Origin of the sequence: Pantoea sp. EKM10T (assembly GCF_011800685.1) — a bacterium.
Classification (GTDB): Bacteria; Pseudomonadota; Gammaproteobacteria; order Enterobacterales; family Enterobacteriaceae; genus Pantoea; species Pantoea agglomerans.
Window position 1 is genome coordinate 154,315 of record NZ_JAALEU010000004.1, and the last position, 16,688, is coordinate 171,002.

The following is a 16,688-nucleotide window of genomic DNA, read 5'->3' on the forward strand; positions in this document are numbered from 1 at the left end:
GCGGGCGTCTGAAAAACGTTTACTGGAAGTGGCTGCTGTAAAGAGGGAGTGAAGATTTAAGAGTCGGGGTGCCGCTTCAGTCTGGATGACATCCCGGACTTCAGTACAGCTGTATCCGCTTTCTGCACGTAACGTTAGCGCGTGCAGAAAACCGGAATTGCTGGCGGAATGAGCAAACGGACGGCGACGTAGTGAATCTCACGGCCTGTTTGCGCTATACTGCGCGCCGCTGTCCTCTTAGTTAAATGGATATAACGAGCCCCTCCTAAGGGCTAGTTGCAGGTTCGATTCCTGCAGGGGACACCAGGCCTGCCCTGTACTTAAACCCGCCCAGTCAATTAAAACTCTTAATAATCAATAACAAGCCATTACTGACGGCTATCCCCCTTTGCCCTTTTTCTTCTCAGAATCAATAATCATTTGCCGGCCCTGACTATGTTCTTTGGTCAAATCCATCAACACCAGTGAATGAGTTGTGATTATGACCTGCCAGGTCTGGATTATTAGCTGGATACCTGTGCTTCGAATATCTTTTTTATTTTAATGAATCCTGTTTTATTTCTGCATAACGGGCAATCAGTTGCTTCAGATGCATCTCCAGCTGAGCTCTGACAGCCGCAGGCAAAGGTTCGCCTGCTGGATTTTGTGATAATACCCTTAGCTGCTCTTCAGCCGGTATGGATTGATTAAAGGACTGCATAGCGGAAAAAACGACTGACTTCAGCTCACTGACCGTCAGGTATTTTCCTTTCTGCACATCCAGTTCGTTCAGCCTGTCACTCAGTTTTTGTAGTGTCGCCATTCCCTGAGACCAGCCATTCAGCTGTTCTGTTGGCAATGCGGCAGCATTAAGCTGTTGCTGCCACTGCTGGATTAGTGGCTTAGCCTGCTCCGGCCAAAGTACCCGGACCTGTTCCAGCAACTGTCGACTGTATTCAATATTCCAGTCAGGAGGCAATTTACCCAGCCGGGCAAGCTGCTGCTGTGTTTGTGTTATTAAAACCTGTGGTAAGGTCGCTGTGATTTAGCGGGAGCGAGCGAATCAGTTGCTGTAAACGCTGACTCAGACTGCTGAGGATTTTCATGCGGGCATGGACAGGCTGCGGCCAGAGTGCGCCCCACTGATGGCTTATCAGTGCCTCGAGTATCGCCAGACCTTCATTGAGCCCCAATAAACCAGCCAGTTGCGTTCGGGCCAGCGTGTACCAGGACAGCGTCTGTAGCTCCACACCATTCTGCTCAAACAGTGAGAGACAGCGTTTTTCGGCATAACGCCAGTTCACATCCGGGCGAGCCGGATGTGTCAGCTTACTCAGTTCATCACGCAGGGCGGCATAATCCGGTAGCGTGCGCGGGTCACCACCGGTTTTGATTTTATGTGGGGGGATGTGATTCATGACCAGTTGTCCATTTTGACGCGTACGGAAATATGGAGGATTAACGCTTATACGGGCATATTCAGAGGAACGGGTACTGCAATACCAGCAGTTATGGCAGAAGCGCCAGAATCAGACTAAAAAAGGTGCTTTCATCAAAACTCTGTCCGGGACGGGATAATGCTCCCGGCGGAGTAAAGGACCAGTCACTGAAATGACCTGCCCGCATGAAAAGGCGCCCCACAGACGTCACACTGCCTTCTGCATGAAGGGTCACTTCCACGCATCCTGTCACGCCCTGACCGTACAAAAATACTGGTATAAACTTTACAGACCGGTCGGGCGTTCACCATGACTCTGAGTGCCAACGGCGATATCTTCCAGCAGCGCCTGCTTCTCCATTTCAAGAGAGGTAATCTGCGAGCGAATGCGGGTCAGCTGTTCCGGCACGGTATCAAGACTCATGCGCACGCGCGCAGCGGCGGTCCCGTCCTGAAAGCGCACCACCAGACGTGTTGCATTCAGGCGCGAGAGCGCAAGCACTGCATCATCAAATTCTGCCGCAACCACGCCCCAGGGATGAGAAATACCCATCCGGGCGACCATGTCTGCAACACGTTCATTCCAACGGGCCTGCTGCTGGAATTGTTGCGGGGCCAGAGCGGCCCCATCTTCCCAAAGTGGGCGGTAAATTTTCATCCCTGCTCTCCCTCGCCTCAGGATTTAGCTTTCGGCATCTGGGAGACCAGCGACAGGTTGACGTCCATCCCTTCCACCTGGAAGTGCGGCACGGCATAGAGCTTCACGCGGAAGAAACCCGGGTTGTCCTCGATATCCTCCACCGTCACTTTCGCGTCGCGCAGCGGGTGAGAAGCCTGCAGCTCGTCGCCCGGATCGGTCATTTCAGTCACCAGACTACGAACCCAGGTGTTCAGCTCAAGCTCCAGCAGACGACGGTCTTTGGTAGTCCCGATATTTTCCCGCTGTATAAGCTTCAGGTAGTGGGCAATACGCGACAGCAGGAAGATGTACGGCAGACGCGCATTGATGCGGCTGTTGGCTGTCGCATCTGCGGTGTCATACAGGGCTGGTTTCTGGGTCGAGTTCGCCGAGAAGAAGCACGCGTAGTCGCGGTTCTTGTAGTAGGAGAGCGGAATAAAGCCGAGATTGGCGAACTCAAATTCGCGGGTTTCCGGGATCATCACTTCAGAGGGAATTTTCACCTGATTGCCGGTGCCGAGGTCATACAGGTGGATAGGCAGATCCTGAACGGCACCACCGGCCTGCGGGCCACGGATTTGCACACACCAGCCGTTATTGATAAAGCTGCGCACCATGTTGGATGCAAAGGCGAAGGATGCGTTGGCCCAGAGGTATTTGTCGTGATCCGGGCCTTTCACTTCTTCAACATAGTTGAAGCTGCGCACGGGTACGGTATCCGGGCCATACGGCAGGCGGCCCAGCACACGCGGCATCACCAGACCGATATAGCGGGAATCATCCGTCTCACGAAACGATTTCCACTTGATGTACTCGGCACGGTCAAAGTAGTTACCGTCACCGGCAAGCGTGTTTTTAACGGTGAGATTTACTTTTGGGGAATATTCGGAAAGTACTGAGTCAAAGTTATTTTTGTTCAGATTAACTTTTTTGCGTTCAGAGAGTGGCGCGGACTCCTGACCATTACTGAAGTCGCCCGCCACCAGTAATTTCAGGGGGAGTTCGGTTTTCTTGCTCGCCCCGCCCGTATGCAAATCAAGTTTTAAATTGATACGTGCCTTGGGTATTTCGGACTGAAAGGAAGAGTTAGACATGGCTGTCCCTGTTCTATGGAGTGATAGAAACCGCCACAGCCAGTGTCAAATATTAAGAATGGCTTACCCTGCCATAAAACATTCCTGCTATTAAACATTCAGTGAAAAGCAGAACCTGCGGTCAGAAGCGAGTACATTCCATTTACTGGCGATATGACGTGATGAAAGAGCGTAAATCCTGAATTTATTTTTCAGATAAACACCCATGGTGCGAGTTTAGAAATAGTGGGTCAACCAAAGGAAATGATAATATGTAACCATATGTAACAGGATAAACTTGCCAGCAAAAATCTGATACTGATCTGATATATAAGATTTTTCTTAAGATTTCTGCTGTGGGGCGCATGATAGCTGGGACTAAAAAATGTTTCAGTGAATAGTTCATTGCGGGATTGAACAGAGAAATTACCCAATGCTAAAAAGTGCGGTTCATGCTTTTTTTACAGGATAGCGGCAGAAAGTGAAAACGAGAACCAGCCCAAACGGGTTAGTTTTTATAATAATTTATGTTAATGATTTGTGGCACTGTTATACGCTGCTAATGTGCCTGTTGCCGCTAAGAAGTTCATCGACTTTCCCGACGACACGCCGAGGGCGTCATACCATAAACCTGCCGGAAACGATGGCTGAAGTGGGCTGAAGAGTGGTAACCACACTGAAGGGCAATATCGGTCAGCGTAAGATCGGGCCGCTCAAGCAATATCCTTGCACGATCCATACGACGGCGCATCACGAACTGGTGTGGTGCCTCGCCAGTGGTGTGACGGAACATGCGGGCAAAGTGAAACTCACTCAATGCCGCTTCCTGCGCCAGCACAGACAGGGTTAAAGGCTGATCGAGATGGGTTTCAATAAATTCCAGAACCCGCCGTAATACCGCGGGAGCCAGTCCACCCCGCACCTGGGGCAGTTGCCACTTTACTTCACTGTAGTGCTGCAGCAGATGGGTCAGCAAGAGTGTTGATGCGCTGCTCAGCGTCAGCTGGCTGGCGGGCTGTTGCCAGTCGCTGCTCAGCAGAAAGTGTCGATAGAGCTGGGTAATGCGGTCATCAGCAGAAAAGACTTTCTCATGCAGGTTTAACTGCGCCGGACTGCGGTCCCAAACCCGTTCGGCCAGTTGCCGTAGCTGGTTCTCGCTGCAATAGAGATGAACAAAGGCGAGATCCGCACGCAGATCCCAGGTCGATTCCGTGCCTGCCGGCATCAGACAGAAGCGGTCCGGTGCGCCACCGTTACGCCAGCCATGCGGGGTTTTATGCCAGGTATCGTAGCCGCCCGCCACGTAAAGGCTCAGCGTGTGATGGTCGCTGAGGTTTGTCACGCGATCGCCACTATTAAACCAGGCTGCCAGCTGAATGCCGCTGTGAAGCTGCACCTGATCGCGCAGTTGTGCTTTGTGTCGTTGCAGCATGTCAAAGGTCTGGAAGCGACTCATCGGGGTATCAGTTCAGATAAACAGAGTGCCAGTTTACGGATTGCGTGGGACAGAAAACAGAGCACATCGGGACAGAGAGTAAAAATGCGCAAGATTTTGCAAACCCTGCGCTATCCGCTGCAAGACCAGGGAGCGTTGCGGGTGCAGACTCGGCGTTTTGCGGTGGAGAATCTGGTAATGAACCTGTTTTTGTATCTCTCAGTCGTGCTGATCTGGGGCACGACCTGGATTGCGATTTATGCGCAACAGTCTGCAGGCATCAGCGCCGTAACTGTCGCTGTCTTCTGGCGTTTTTTGCTGGCCTCGCTGGTCATGTTATTGCTGCTTAAGCTGATAAAGCGTCTGCACAGGCTGACGCTGCAGGATCACCTCTTCTGTGTGCTGCAGGGCTGTTGCGTTTTTGGCTTCAACTTTGTCTGCTTCTATTACGCCTCTGGCTATATCAGCAGCGGACTGGAGTCGGTCATTTTCTCTATGGCGGTGATGTATAACGCCATTAACAGCTGGATATTTTTCCGTCAGCGCCCTTCCGCACGTCTGATTCCGGCGATAGTGCTCGGCATGGCGGGCATTGTTGCGTTGTTCTGGCACGATCTGCGCAGCACTCAGGCCTCGACCGGCTTGATGTGGGGCATTGGGTTAAGTGCGCTGGGTACGCTGGGATTTTCATTCGGCAATATGATCAGTCAGCGGCATCAGCGTCTGCAACGTGACGTGCTGACAACCAACAGTTACGGCATGTTATACGGTGCGCTGATCATGGCACTGGTCTCGCTGCTGCAGGGTGTTTCGCTGCAGCCGACATGGAATACACAGTGGTTTGGGGCATTGATCTATCTGGCTATCGTGGGATCGGTGATGGGATTCGGGGCCTATTTTACGCTGGTGGGACGTATCGGAGCCAGTCGGGCTGCCTATACAACGGTGCTGTTTCCGCTGGTGGCGCTGGCACTCTCTACCCGTTATGAAGGATATGAGTGGCATGCCAGCGCCATCCCTGGCCTTGTCATGATTTTACTGGGCAATGTCGTGATGTTTGCCCGTTGGCCGGCAAGTCGTCGCCGGATAATCATCTGACGCGGAGGCGGGCTGAGGCCCGCGTCCGGATGGGCGTTATGCCCACTGCTGCTGAAGGAGTTTCTGTGGTTTATTGATCGCTTTACGCGCAATCCAGTAGAGCAAAACACGCTCATCGTCACTATCACGATCGGCCATCGACAGCAGTTTTAATGCCAGCGTCGATTTGGTCACAGGCTGTTGTTCTGTACTGAGTTCAATCACCGCCTGACCGATGATGCAGCAAACTTCATCCTCACTGGTGCTGGATTCATATGTCCGGTCTTTCATATTTCCTCCTGATAAGTGAACTCTTAGCCTGGCAAATAATCTGAAAACCTGCTCACAGAATCATCTGATTGAAACATTATCTTACGGCTAATTACGCTTAATCATTAAGCTGCCGTTTTGCTTACTTTTGACGCGACGTTGCCAACCCCTCCCGATGCCATTCATACCGCCTGAATGGCATTTCATTCCCCGATCCGTTCCGTTCATGCCTTTACTGCTCACGCGCGCGAATCACTGCTTTATTCTGACCGCAGTTTCCAGATTCCCGGATGGGAGAGAAAAATTATGAACCAGACTCAACAGGCTTCTTACCAGCGTGCTCGCTGGCTTACATTGTTCGGAACGGTAATCACTCAGTTCGCGCTGGGGTCAGTCTACACATGGAGTTTGTTCAACGGCCAGCTGTCACAGAAGCTGGATGCGACGGTCAGTCAGGTCGCTTTTTCGTTTGGTCTGCTGAGTCTGGGGCTGGCTATTGCCTCCTCGCTGGCCGGTAAATTACAGGAACGTTTTGGCGTACGCCGCGTCACTATCGGGGCGGGTGTGCTGATGGCGCTGGGTTTCTGGCTTACCGCGCATGCTAATAACCTGATGATGCTCTATTTCAGCGCCGGGCTGCTGGTGGGTCTGGCGGATGGCGCAGGTTACCTGATGACGCTCTCAAACTGCGTGAAGTGGTTTCCGGAGCGCAAAGGGATGATCTCTGCCTGTGCGATTGGCGCTTACGGTCTTGGTAGTCTGGGATTCAAATTTATCTGCGGGGCGTTGCTGGCAACGGTGGGTCTGGAGCAGACCTTTATGATCTGGGGCGTGCTCGCGATGTCGATGATTATCCTCGGTGCACTGCTGATGCGTGATGCCCCCCTTCAGGATACCGGGAGCAGCACGAATGGTCAGCAACATGCGCGGGATTACACACTGGCACAGTCGGTGCGTCTGCCTCAGTACTGGATGCTGGCGCTGATGTTCCTGACAGCCTGCATGAGCGGTCTCTATGTGATAGGCGTTGCCAAAGATATCGGCGAAGGGCTGGTGCATCTGACTACGCAGACCGCTGCCAGTGCGGTAACGGTGATTGCGATTGCCAACCTGAGTGGCCGTCTGGTGCTGGGCATACTGTCTGACAAAATGATGCGCATCCGGGTTATTTCACTGGCGCAAATCGTGTCGCTGATCGGGATGAGCGTGCTGCTGTTTACCCGAATGAATGAGATCACCTTCTTCCTGTCACTCGCCTGTGTAGCCTTCAGCTTTGGCGGTACCATCACGGTATTCCCGTCGCTGGTCAGTGACTTTTTCGGCCTTAACAACCTGACAAAAAACTATGGTCTGCTCTATCTCGGATTTGGTATCGGAAGCGTGCTGGGCTCACTGGTCGCCTCGCTGTTTGGCGGGTTCACCGTCACCTTCAGCCTGATTATGACGCTGCTGGTCATCTCCCTGTTCCTGTCACTCACCATCCGCTTACCACAGAGTTCTGTTACAGCAACACCTGTATTGCAACGTCATTAACCATCACGACGGGCCGCGCCAGAGCGGCCCGTTCACGTTTAGCCGCGGAATCGCGGCTCTGCCATGCCCGCCACCGAGACGTCCACCGCAAAGATATCGCCTGACTGCGGATAGCGTGCCAGCTCCTCTTCGGTGCGATCTTCCCGTGAACTGGTAATAAACAGCGTTTTAAGATCGGCGCCACCAAAGGCCACCATGGTTGGCCACTTCACCGGCAGCAGGATCTCATCGACGATTTCGCTGCTCTGGGGATCGATGCGTACTACGCGTCCGCCATCAAACTGTGCGGACCAGTAAAATCCTTCGCTATCCACTGCGGCACCATCCGGCAATCCACCTTTCGCGTCGAAACGGCGGAACAGGGTGCGTTCGCCCGGTTCGCCCTGCGCATTTAATGGATAGCGATAGAGCGCTTCATTCGGCGTGTCACTGTGATACATCCAGCGCCGGTCGGGAGAGAAGGCCAGCCCGTTGGAAATTTTAATGTCACGCGCTTTGACCTCCAGCTTCAGGTCAGGCGTCACGCGGCACAGCAGCCCGCCATTTTTGTCCTGCGGTTCCCACAGGCTGCCGCACCAGAAATTCCCCCAGGGATCAACGCGGCCATCATTAAAGCGACTTTGCGCAGCCACACCGGGATTCTCTGCGATCTTTCTCTCTGGCTTACCCTGCGCATCCAGCAGCCAGACACCGCCACGTAATGCTGCTATCAGACCGCCCTGCTCACGCAGACCGATGCATCCCACCTCTTCCGCCTGCGGGAAGGTTTGCAGTTCACCGCTGACCGGATCAAAACGGTGAATGGCGGGTGCCAGAATATCGACACAGTACAGCACCTGTTCTTCCACTGACCAGAGCGGGCATTCGCCCAGTTCAGCCTGTAAAGCCAGAATATTTTTAACGTCATGCGCCATGTTTCTCTCCCATTGAACTGACATGCTAATAATGTAGTTGTAAAAACTTTCAAATGAGAATTATTTTCGCTTGATTTTGAGACTATTCTCTTTGATAGTATTTACTATTCAGTTCATTCTTATTTCTTTATTATTCTCCGCTGCAAAACGCAGCCCTCTGAAATATTCCGTCATACCTTCTTAAATAACTCTACAAAGCCTGCATCTTCACTCCACTTTTCCAGCGTAGTGTCATAGTCATTGGAAAAGAGGAGAAGCTTCCGATGAAGAGATTAATTAAAGTCGCTTCGGTGGTTGCGCTGATGACCTTATTAAGTGGTTGTATCATCAGCCCCAGACACGACAATGGCTGGCACCGCGGGGGTGGCGGCGGATATCATGGAGGCTACTATGGAGGTTATCACGGTGGGTATCATGGCGGTCACCATCGCCGCTAACGGGCAAAGATGTCACACAGCATAAAATAAAAGCATTACACTTTAAGGGCGGGATAATTATCCCGCCCGTTTTATTTAGCTTTTCACAGCATAATTACACTGGAACCACGCTTTCTGCAGTCCCGGAATATGACTCTCCTGCGCAGGTAACGCCTCGACTTTATCAAAGCCTTTATTACTGCAGTAATTCGCCAGATCAATATTCATTGCATCACGATTGACCTTTACCGGGTCAAAACGGTACTGCACGGTATTTGAGCCTGGATCTTCATCTACACGTTCAAATGCCCCGGGTTTGCTGGCAGTACATCCACTCAGCAAAATCAGCGCCAGTGCGCCGGTTATTAGTTTTTTCATTAAGTTATCCTCACGTTGCCGCGCAGTTTATGACGCAGCATGCCGCGCATCCATAGGATTAATGCGCGAAAGTTCAAAACTTGAGAAGCTTTTACCGATTAATGTAATACGATTAAACGGCTATCACTATCATGCACGGCGTGACAAGATGCATTCAGACAAAACGAAGACTGCACCACACCAGGAAATGCCAAAAATAAAAATCTGTTCCTCTCTTCCCTGCCCGCGCTTAGCGGGCTTTTTTTCGCCCGCCATTCCGCTGCTCCGCTGCCGCTTACTGGCCAGTCAGTGCAATCATTCTACGTAACAGGTTAGCGGCGCGCTTGTCAGGTAATGCCAGAATCGCGCTGTAGAGATCAATCGACATGGCACACAGCGATGAGCGATCAACCGCCGTGTCGGCAGGCATATTCAGCTGCTGCAGCTTATCCCCCCACTGCTGATAGAGCCGGGCGACAATTTTTTGCAGATCATCCTGCGCCAGCGCCTTATCCAGTGGCTGATCGGGCAATGGACTGTTCAGCAGCAGCTGCTCCATGGCATCCGCCTCTTTGCGATTCAGCGACGGCGGCAGTGTGGTCAGCAGATTGATGCCGCCACTCACCTGCGGATAGAGATAACGGAAGCAGAGGCCCGGATCGATTTGGTTCAGCGCCCGCATCTCTTCAACTGAGACGCTGATATAGTTGACCACCGCCGCGTCAGTTCCGCGCATCAGCCGCTGATTAATCACCTCAATCAGCCAGCCACGTAGCTCGCCCGTCGCCTTCTCAGCTGGCTCCCCCGCACGGATGCGCCGGGTCAGCTCCTGGGTCAGCAACAGCCATAACGCCGGTTCCTGAGTCTGCAGCACCCGATAACCGGGCATCTTTGCCAGTTGATTTACCGCCTGCTCACGCTGACTGGCCTGCAACTGATGCGGCGCAACCCAGCTGAACCAGAGCAGGTTCGCCAGTATCAGAGGCAGCAGAAAGATGATCAGCCCCTGCCACAAACGCAGCCGGGTGGTTTTGATCAGTACAATTACAATCAGCGCCAGCAGCGCAAACGCGGCCAGCGTAATAAAAAGCAGAGCATTCATGCGGCGGGATTAATCCTTACGCACGTCGATCAGCACAGGACAGTGAGCGCGCTCAATAACCGATGCGCTGACTGAGCCTTTTAACAGCCGATTCAAAGAGGAGAGATGGCGACGTCCCATGATAATCATGCTGGCCTTAAGCTGCTGCGACTGGGCAACGATAGTATCTGCCGCGTCACCCGCCAGAATCATGCCCCGCGCATTAATGCCCGCACGCAGTAACGGAGCCAGTGCATGGCGCACCACCATTTCTGCCGTATTCTGCTCATCCTGCGCAGCCACAAAATCGGCCGGATCCTCACCCGCATCAATTTCCATTGGCTGATTACAGGAGGAGTAAGCGGGATCGACGCAGCACAGCACGACCACCTCGGCGCGATGCGCCAGCGCTTCTTCAATGGTTAAGGCGACCACTTTTTCCGCTACCGGAGAGTGATCAATGGCCATCAGCAGGGTTTTCATCGAATGCTTATCCTTCTATCGCGGCGACTTTGCCGATTTCACGCACCAGTGCCTCTTTACACTTCAGCATCTCGTCACGAAAACGGGCTTCGTGTCGCAGAAAACGTGCAGAGGGCACCAGCAAAGAGACAGAAAAACGACCAAACAGCGTATCCAGCGCAAACGCCATGGTAGAGATACCTTCCAGCGTTTCACCGCGATCCACGGCGATACCGGTTTCGCGCACTTCCCTGATAAGTTGCAGCAACTGAGGCAGCGTTTTCACCGTCATATCGGTTAACTCCTGCCAGGCGTCGCCAACGATCGTCCGTACATCTTTTTCACACTCCAGCGCCAGCAACGCCCGTCCACCGGAGGTGCTGTAGAGCGGCAGATTGAGTCCCATATGCGGAACCACCCGAAGCTCACGCGACGCCACCACGTGGTGAATTATCGCCAGCTGACTGCCGCTGGCGCGCGCCAGCGAGACGGTTTCATTGGTGTCGGAAGAGAGTTTTTCCAGCAGCGGACTGACCAGATCAACCACATCGGTATGTACGCTGGAGATCAGTTTTAACAGCGCTGGCCCCAGACGCAATCCGCCCGCCCCGCTGCTGCGCACCAGCTCTGCACTGTCGAGCGCGGCAACAATACGCTGCACCGTTGAGCGCGGCAGTTCGACCGCCTGAGCGATCTCACCGAGGCTCATGCCGCCGGGCTGTTCGCCAAGCGCATTAAGAATTTTTGCCGCACGGGCGATGACCTGTATACCGCCCGTTTTTTCATCCTCGCGGCTGGAGGGTTGATGTGCCATAGCGTCGTCCTGTTTGAGCTGCCTTACTGTAGCGCGAATGCCGCACTTTTTACAGCCTGTACCACATTGCAATACAGTATACCGGGATGTAATATTACGACCTGTATCACATCGCAGTACACTGCATCATAATAACGAGATCGCCTGCAATGAACGCTAAGCCTGCCGCCGCGCCGGCCCCTCATCCTTTTACACTGCAACTGGCACTGGGATTAGTCGGCGTGCTCATCGCCGCCCTGACCTCCGGGCTGAACGATCGCGTCAGTGATATCGCGCTGGCCGATATCCGTGCCGCGATCGGCATCAGTTACGATCAGGGTAGCTGGATTATCTCTGGCTATCAGGCGGCAGAAGTGGCCGCCATGATGATTGCGCCCTGGTTTGCCGTCACCCTGTCGCTGCGGCGTTTTACGTTAGGCGTGTCGGCGGGATTTATGCTGACTGGCATTCTGCTGCCGCTGGTGCGGGATCCGACGCTGTTTATCAGCCTGCGCGTATTGCAGGGCCTGTTTGGCGGCGCCTTACCGCCAATGCTGATGACGGTCGCCCTGCGCTTTCTGCCGCCGCCCTTTAAACTTTTTGGCCTGGCGGGCTATGCCCTGACCGCGACGTTTGGCCCCAATATGGCGGCCTCGCTGGCCTCGTTGTGGACCGATCACGTCAGCTGGATGATGGTGTTCTGGCAGGTCGTGCCGTTGATGCTGATCGCTATGCTGCTGACAGGATGGGGATTGCCCCAGGATCCGCTGCGACCGGAACGCTTTCAGCAGATCGATCTGTTCGGCATGGTGACCGGCTGCAGTGGTGTTGCGCTGCTGATTCTGGTGCTGACCCAGGGTGAGCGCCTCGACTGGCTGAACTCGCCACTGATTACCGGTATGTTGCTCACCGCGCTGCCGCTGCTGCTGGTTTTCCTGATTAATGAGTGGTTTCACCCGCTGCCGCTGTTTAAATTGCAGATGCTCCGACGGCCAAATCTGGCGCATGGCTTGCTGGGCCTGGCCTGCGTGCTCATCCTTGGGCTTTCTGGCTCCGCGCTGCCTTCGGCCTATTTTGCTCAGGTCAGCGGCTTTCGCACCCTTGAGTTTGCCCCGCTGGCGCTGGCGGTGGGCCTGCCGCAACTGCTGATCGCACCGCTGATTGCAGCCCTGCTGAATATCCGCTGGATCGACTGCCGCTGGATGCTGACGGCGGGCGTCGGCTTGCTGGTGACCTCCTGTCTGCTGGGCACACAGATCACCAGTGACTGGGCGAGACAGAATTTCTGGCTGCTGCAGATCCTGCAGGCGTTCGGACAACCGATGATTATTTTGCCGATACTGATGAGCGCCACCAGCGTTGTGGCCCCGCCAGAAGGCCCGTTTGCCTCGGCGATGTTTAATACGGTGCGCGGCTTTTCCAGCATCGCTGCCTCTACGCTGGTTGAGGTTTTCCTTTCGCATCGTGAGCAGTTTCACTCCAGTGTGCTGATTAATCAGGCGGCCAGTCGCAGCTGGCTGATGACAGCGCCGACGGCCAGTCAGGCCAGCAGCAGCTTGCCGCTGTTGCCGGATGGCAGCATCAGCGCCGCCGATAATCTCAGCGGATTCGCCACCCTGGTCAGGCATCAGGCCACGATCCTTGGTCTGAGCGACAGCTGGCTGATGCTGACCGGCTTTGCCGCCTGCCTGTTATTGCTTACCGCCATCCTGCCAAAACGGGTGTGGCCGCCTCAAACTTTGATTCAAAACCCTTCCCGGAATAACTGAATATGCGTGCTTTCGAAATGAAAAGAACCCTGCTGCTGAGTCTGTTGCTGCTGGTGTTACTGGCCATCGCTTTTGTGGTCTGGTCACTGATGACCGGCAATGATCACCGCACCAACGACGCTTACGTCAATGCGGACTACACCCTGGTGGCACCGAAAGTCTCGGGCTACATCAGCCACGTGCAGGTGCAGGATAATCAGCAGGTCAAAGCGGGTCAGCTGCTGGCGACGCTGGACGATCGTGACTATCGTGTGGCGCTTGAGAGTGCGGAGGCTGACCTGCAGGTGAGCCAGGCGAAACTGCTGAGCAGCCAGGCACAGCTGGAGCAGCAGCAGTCGGTGATTGATCAGCAGAAAGCCATCGTGGCGGCCAGTGAAGCCTCTGCACAGTATGCCGGTCAGAGCGCCGATCGTTATAACCGCCTCTATAAAAGCGGTACCGTGGCAGCCGACGATCAGCAGAAAGCCAGCTCAAACCAGCGCTCGGCGCTGGCAGCCGTGCATCAGAGTCAGGCCGCGCTGGCGTCGGCAGTAAAACAGGTGGGAGTGCTACAGGCGGCGGTGCGTTCAGCAGAAGCGGACGTTGCAGCGGCGAAGGCCAGCGTCGATCAGGCCAGACTGAATCTCTCCTACACCCGCATTACTGCGCCCGTTGACGGCATGGTGGGTCAGCGCTCGGTGCGGACCGGCGCGTACGTATCAGCCGGCACCCGTCTGCTGGCGGTGGTGCCACTGCAGCAAACCTACATTACCGCTAACTATCTTGAGACGCAGTTAAGCGATGTGCGTCCCGGTCAGCGGGTGCGGATCCGGGTGGACGCCCTGCCGGGCGAGACCTTTACAGGTCATGTGGACAGCATCGCACCGGCCACCGGCGTAACTTTTTCGGCGATCTCTCCCGATAACGCTACCGGCAACTACACTAAAGTCGTTCAACGTCTGCCGGTGAAAATTGTGCTGGATGGCGACCAACAGCATCTGGCTCAGTTACGTGTAGGCATGTCGGCGATCCCTGAAATCGAAGTGCCGTAAAATTGTGAGCAATATCTCAGAACGGACCTATTTCATTTGGGGAGGATTACGCGTAAATTAGCGCTCGATCCTGTTCTGAGTTATTCAGATCAACCCGGAAAAGAGCAGACCATGACTGTAAATGGCGATCTCTTTTCCACATCTGTTCGCGTTGCACTGGTTTGGGATCGCCATCATCGTAACCGCTCAGAGGAGTTGCTTTGTGAAATATGCCTTGATGGGAATATCTTTTTTCGCGTTACTTTGGTTCGGAACCTTTGTTCTGCTGCTGAAGTAATGGCGTGACAGTGCCGCCACGGGGCGACCCCTGAGTCGCCCCTGCTGGCTGTCAGCGTTCTTCTTCCATTTTTATGCTGCCTGGCAATATGCCATCGGCACGAAACATCGCTTTAATTCCCCGTACCGCCTGACGAATACGATCGCTATTCTCTATCAGCGCAAAACGCACGTGCGTGTCGCCATAGTCGCCAAACCCGATACCGGGCGAGACACAGACTTTCGCCTCCTGCAGCAGTTTCTTGGCAAACTCCAGCGACCCCAGATGTGCGTAATGGTCCGGTATTTTTGCCCAGACGTACATTGAGGCTTTCGGGTTATCCACCATCCAGCCCGCTTCATGCAATCCTTTGACCAGCACATCACGGCGGCGTTTGTACTGCTCTGCGATGTCGCGCACGCACTGTTGATCCCCTTCCAGCGCCGCAATCGCCGCCACCTGCAGTGGCGTAAAAGTGCCGTAGTCATGATAACTTTTGATTCGCGCCAGCGCGGCGACCAGCTCTTTGTTGCCCACCATGAAACCGATACGCCAGCCCGCCATGTTGTAGCTTTTTGACAGGGTAAAGAATTCGACGGCGACATCACGCGCGCCCGGCACCTGCATAATCGATGGTGCTTTCCAGCCATCGTAGACGATATCGGCATAGGCCAGATCGTGGATCACCAGCACGTTGTACTGCTTCGCCAGCGCAATCACCCGTTCGAAAAAGTCGAGCTCCACACACTGTGCGGTGGGGTTGGACGGGAAGCCAAGGATCATCATTTTTGGCTTGGGATAGCTCTCGCGAATGGCGCGTTCCAGCTCATTGAAGAAGTCGACACCCGCCACCAGCGGCACCGAGCGTACCTGCGCCCCGGCAATCACCGCACCGTAGATATGAATCGGATAGCTGGGATTGGGCACCAGCACGGTATCACCGTGATCCAGCGTCGCCAGCATCAGGTGCGCCAGCCCCTCTTTGGAACCGATGGTGACAATCGCCTCTGATTCAGGATCGATCTCAACCTGATAGCGATCGGCGTACCAGCGCGAGATCGCCCGGCGCAGGCGCGGAATACCGCGAGAAGTGGAATAACCGTGGGTATCGTCACGCTGCGCCACCTGGCATAACTTTTCGACGATGTGTGGCGGAGTCGGACCATCCGGGTTGCCCATTGAAAAGTCGATGATATCTTCGCCGCGCCGACGCGCAGCCATCTTCAGTTCAGCGGTGATGTTGAAAACGTAAGGGGGTAAACGTTCGATACGCGAGAAACGACGGGGTGTGCTGTTATCAGCCATGATGTCCTCTGGATTACGTAAGCGCCCGGACCGTCCGAGCGACGCGGGTCACTGTGGTGACCCGTTACGAACATAACGTGGCGAGGATCATTTTGTCGAGGGTGGCGGAAAATATTTTTATTTTTGCGGATTCAGCCGCCCCAGCAGCCAATCGTTCACCCAGCAGCCGTTCAGCAGATAATTATCCCGTAGCGTGCCCTCCAGCTGAAAGCCGTTTTTCTCCAGAATACGGCGTGACGCCCAGTTCCCTTCAATCACCATCGCTTTGAGTTTGTGGAAATCGGCTTCAAGCAAAAACTGACACAGCGCCGCCAGGGCTTCGCTGCCATATCCCTGACCGCAGTGGCGATGCAGCAGCATATAGCCCACCTCCGCCTGACGGTATGGCTCCCATTCGGGGCTGCAGCCAAACAGGCCAATCGGCTCACCGTTGTCACGACGTCGCGCAACCAGGCAGAGCATATGAAAACTGCTCGCCTGCCAGGGGGCCAGACGCTCGGTGAAGCGCTGGCGGATATCCGCTTCATCGGGGATTTCGCTCACCCAGGTCATGGTGTTGCGATCTTCATGGACGGCACGAAACAGTTGCCAGTCTTCTGGCTGTAATTTACTCAGGGTTAATCTGGCGGTGACAAGTTGCATATGCTGCTCCCGATGGGCGCGGTTTTCCAGCGGTCACTGGCGCACCTCATCGCGCAACATAGCAAAACGGCACCTTAGCGACCAGCCTCTGCAGGGCGAAAAAACTGTTCCCCTTTAATGCACTCAACCTTTCCTCTTTTTGCAGATATGCCGTAAAAATTGATCTGAAACACTAACT

14 protein-coding genes, 1 tRNA gene and 5 pseudogenes are annotated in these 16,688 nt (G+C 54.4%); 6 read left to right on the forward strand and 14 right to left on the reverse strand.

Annotated elements, in window-relative coordinates:
* The first annotated feature begins 231 nt into the window (after positions 1 to 231).
* Positions 232 to 306: transfer RNA gene (locus tag HFD95_RS09645), tRNA-Arg, on the forward strand.
* Between the two features lie 229 nt (positions 307 to 535).
* Here HFD95_RS09645 and HFD95_RS09650 read toward each other — a convergent pair.
* The 6 genes and pseudogenes from HFD95_RS09650 to HFD95_RS09670 all read right to left on the reverse strand — a co-directional run bounded on the left by HFD95_RS09650 (position 536) and on the right by HFD95_RS09670 (position 4,625).
* Positions 536 to 1,397: pseudogene (locus HFD95_RS09650) on the reverse strand (VasL domain-containing protein).
* A 91-nt stretch (positions 1,398 to 1,488) separates the two neighbouring features.
* Positions 1,489 to 1,716, reverse strand: a pseudogene (locus HFD95_RS22120) (hypothetical protein); the annotation flags it as partial.
* 143 nt (positions 1,717 to 1,859) lie between these two features.
* Positions 1,860 to 2,075 (reverse strand): annotated as a pseudogene (gene tssK, locus HFD95_RS09660) (type VI secretion system baseplate subunit TssK); the annotation flags it as partial.
* 17 nt (positions 2,076 to 2,092) lie between these two features.
* Positions 2,093 to 2,932, reverse strand: a pseudogene (gene tssC, locus HFD95_RS09665) (type VI secretion system contractile sheath large subunit); the annotation flags it as partial.
* 6 nt (positions 2,933 to 2,938) lie between these two features.
* Positions 2,939 to 3,190: pseudogene (locus HFD95_RS22295) on the reverse strand (type VI secretion system contractile sheath small subunit); the annotation flags it as partial.
* Positions 3,191 to 3,755: 565 nt separating this feature from the next.
* Entirely contained in the window at positions 3,756 to 4,625 is an 870-nt protein-coding gene (locus HFD95_RS09670; protein ID WP_167430175.1) for a helix-turn-helix domain-containing protein, read from the reverse strand.
* 177 nt (positions 4,626 to 4,802) lie between these two features.
* Between HFD95_RS09670 and HFD95_RS09675 the strand changes: the two genes are divergently transcribed.
* Positions 4,803 to 5,702, forward strand: coding sequence for a DMT family transporter (locus tag HFD95_RS09675; RefSeq protein ID WP_031292220.1), 900 nt, complete (start codon positions 4,803 to 4,805; stop codon positions 5,700 to 5,702).
* A gap of 36 nt (positions 5,703 to 5,738) precedes the next feature.
* On the opposite strand, the gene HFD95_RS09680 is transcribed toward HFD95_RS09675, so the two are convergent.
* The gene (locus HFD95_RS09680; RefSeq protein ID WP_010257893.1) at positions 5,739 to 5,972 is read right to left on the reverse strand and encodes a hypothetical protein; all 234 of its coding nucleotides are present in this window, start codon (positions 5,970 to 5,972) and stop codon (positions 5,739 to 5,741) included.
* Positions 5,973 to 6,257: 285 nt separating this feature from the next.
* On the opposite strand from HFD95_RS09680, the gene HFD95_RS09685 reads away from it, so the two are divergent.
* Positions 6,258 to 7,484, forward strand: coding sequence for an OFA family MFS transporter (locus HFD95_RS09685; protein ID WP_022624176.1), 1,227 nt, complete (start codon positions 6,258 to 6,260; stop codon positions 7,482 to 7,484).
* Between the two features lie 38 nt (positions 7,485 to 7,522).
* Here the strand turns inward: HFD95_RS09685 and HFD95_RS09690 are convergent, their stop codons facing one another.
* The 5 genes from HFD95_RS09690 to HFD95_RS09710 all read right to left on the reverse strand — a co-directional run bounded on the left by HFD95_RS09690 (position 7,523) and on the right by HFD95_RS09710 (position 11,528).
* Positions 7,523 to 8,398 (reverse strand): SMP-30/gluconolactonase/LRE family protein, encoded by an 876-nt coding sequence (locus HFD95_RS09690; RefSeq protein ID WP_167430176.1) that lies wholly within the window; start codon positions 8,396 to 8,398, stop codon positions 7,523 to 7,525.
* A gap of 512 nt (positions 8,399 to 8,910) precedes the next feature.
* Positions 8,911 to 9,192, reverse strand: a complete 282-nt coding sequence (locus HFD95_RS09695; protein WP_033758553.1) for a lipoprotein — start codon at positions 9,190 to 9,192, stop codon at positions 8,911 to 8,913.
* Between the two features lie 274 nt (positions 9,193 to 9,466).
* Entirely contained in the window at positions 9,467 to 10,273 is an 807-nt protein-coding gene (locus HFD95_RS09700) for a hypothetical protein (protein WP_010257881.1), read from the reverse strand.
* Positions 10,274 to 10,282: 9 nt separating this feature from the next.
* Positions 10,283 to 10,735, reverse strand: a complete 453-nt coding sequence (locus HFD95_RS09705; RefSeq protein ID WP_010257878.1) for a universal stress protein — start codon at positions 10,733 to 10,735, stop codon at positions 10,283 to 10,285.
* A gap of 7 nt (positions 10,736 to 10,742) precedes the next feature.
* Positions 10,743 to 11,528, reverse strand: coding sequence for an IclR family transcriptional regulator (locus HFD95_RS09710; RefSeq protein WP_010257875.1), 786 nt, complete (start codon positions 11,526 to 11,528; stop codon positions 10,743 to 10,745).
* Between the two features lie 149 nt (positions 11,529 to 11,677).
* On the opposite strand from HFD95_RS09710, the gene HFD95_RS09715 reads away from it, so the two are divergent.
* The 3 genes from HFD95_RS09715 to ypdK all read left to right on the forward strand — a co-directional run bounded on the left by HFD95_RS09715 (position 11,678) and on the right by ypdK (position 14,584).
* Positions 11,678 to 13,276, forward strand: coding sequence for an MFS transporter (locus tag HFD95_RS09715; protein WP_033788121.1), 1,599 nt, complete (start codon positions 11,678 to 11,680; stop codon positions 13,274 to 13,276).
* A 2-nt stretch (positions 13,277 to 13,278) separates the two neighbouring features.
* Entirely contained in the window at positions 13,279 to 14,307 is a 1,029-nt protein-coding gene (locus tag HFD95_RS09720) for an HlyD family secretion protein (protein WP_122889723.1), read from the forward strand.
* Positions 14,308 to 14,509: 202 nt separating this feature from the next.
* Positions 14,510 to 14,584, forward strand: coding sequence for a membrane protein YpdK (ypdK, locus tag HFD95_RS09725; protein WP_099257831.1), 75 nt, complete (start codon positions 14,510 to 14,512; stop codon positions 14,582 to 14,584).
* A 51-nt stretch (positions 14,585 to 14,635) separates the two neighbouring features.
* On the opposite strand, the gene alaC is transcribed toward ypdK, so the two are convergent.
* Both alaC and HFD95_RS09735 read right to left on the reverse strand, forming a co-directional pair.
* A complete protein-coding gene (gene alaC, locus HFD95_RS09730; RefSeq protein ID WP_033744233.1) occupies positions 14,636 to 15,868 on the reverse strand; it encodes an alanine transaminase in 1,233 nt (410 codons plus the stop codon).
* Between the two features lie 117 nt (positions 15,869 to 15,985).
* Entirely contained in the window at positions 15,986 to 16,510 is a 525-nt protein-coding gene (locus HFD95_RS09735; protein WP_010671373.1) for a GNAT family N-acetyltransferase, read from the reverse strand.
* Between the last annotated feature and the right edge of the window lie 178 nt (positions 16,511 to 16,688).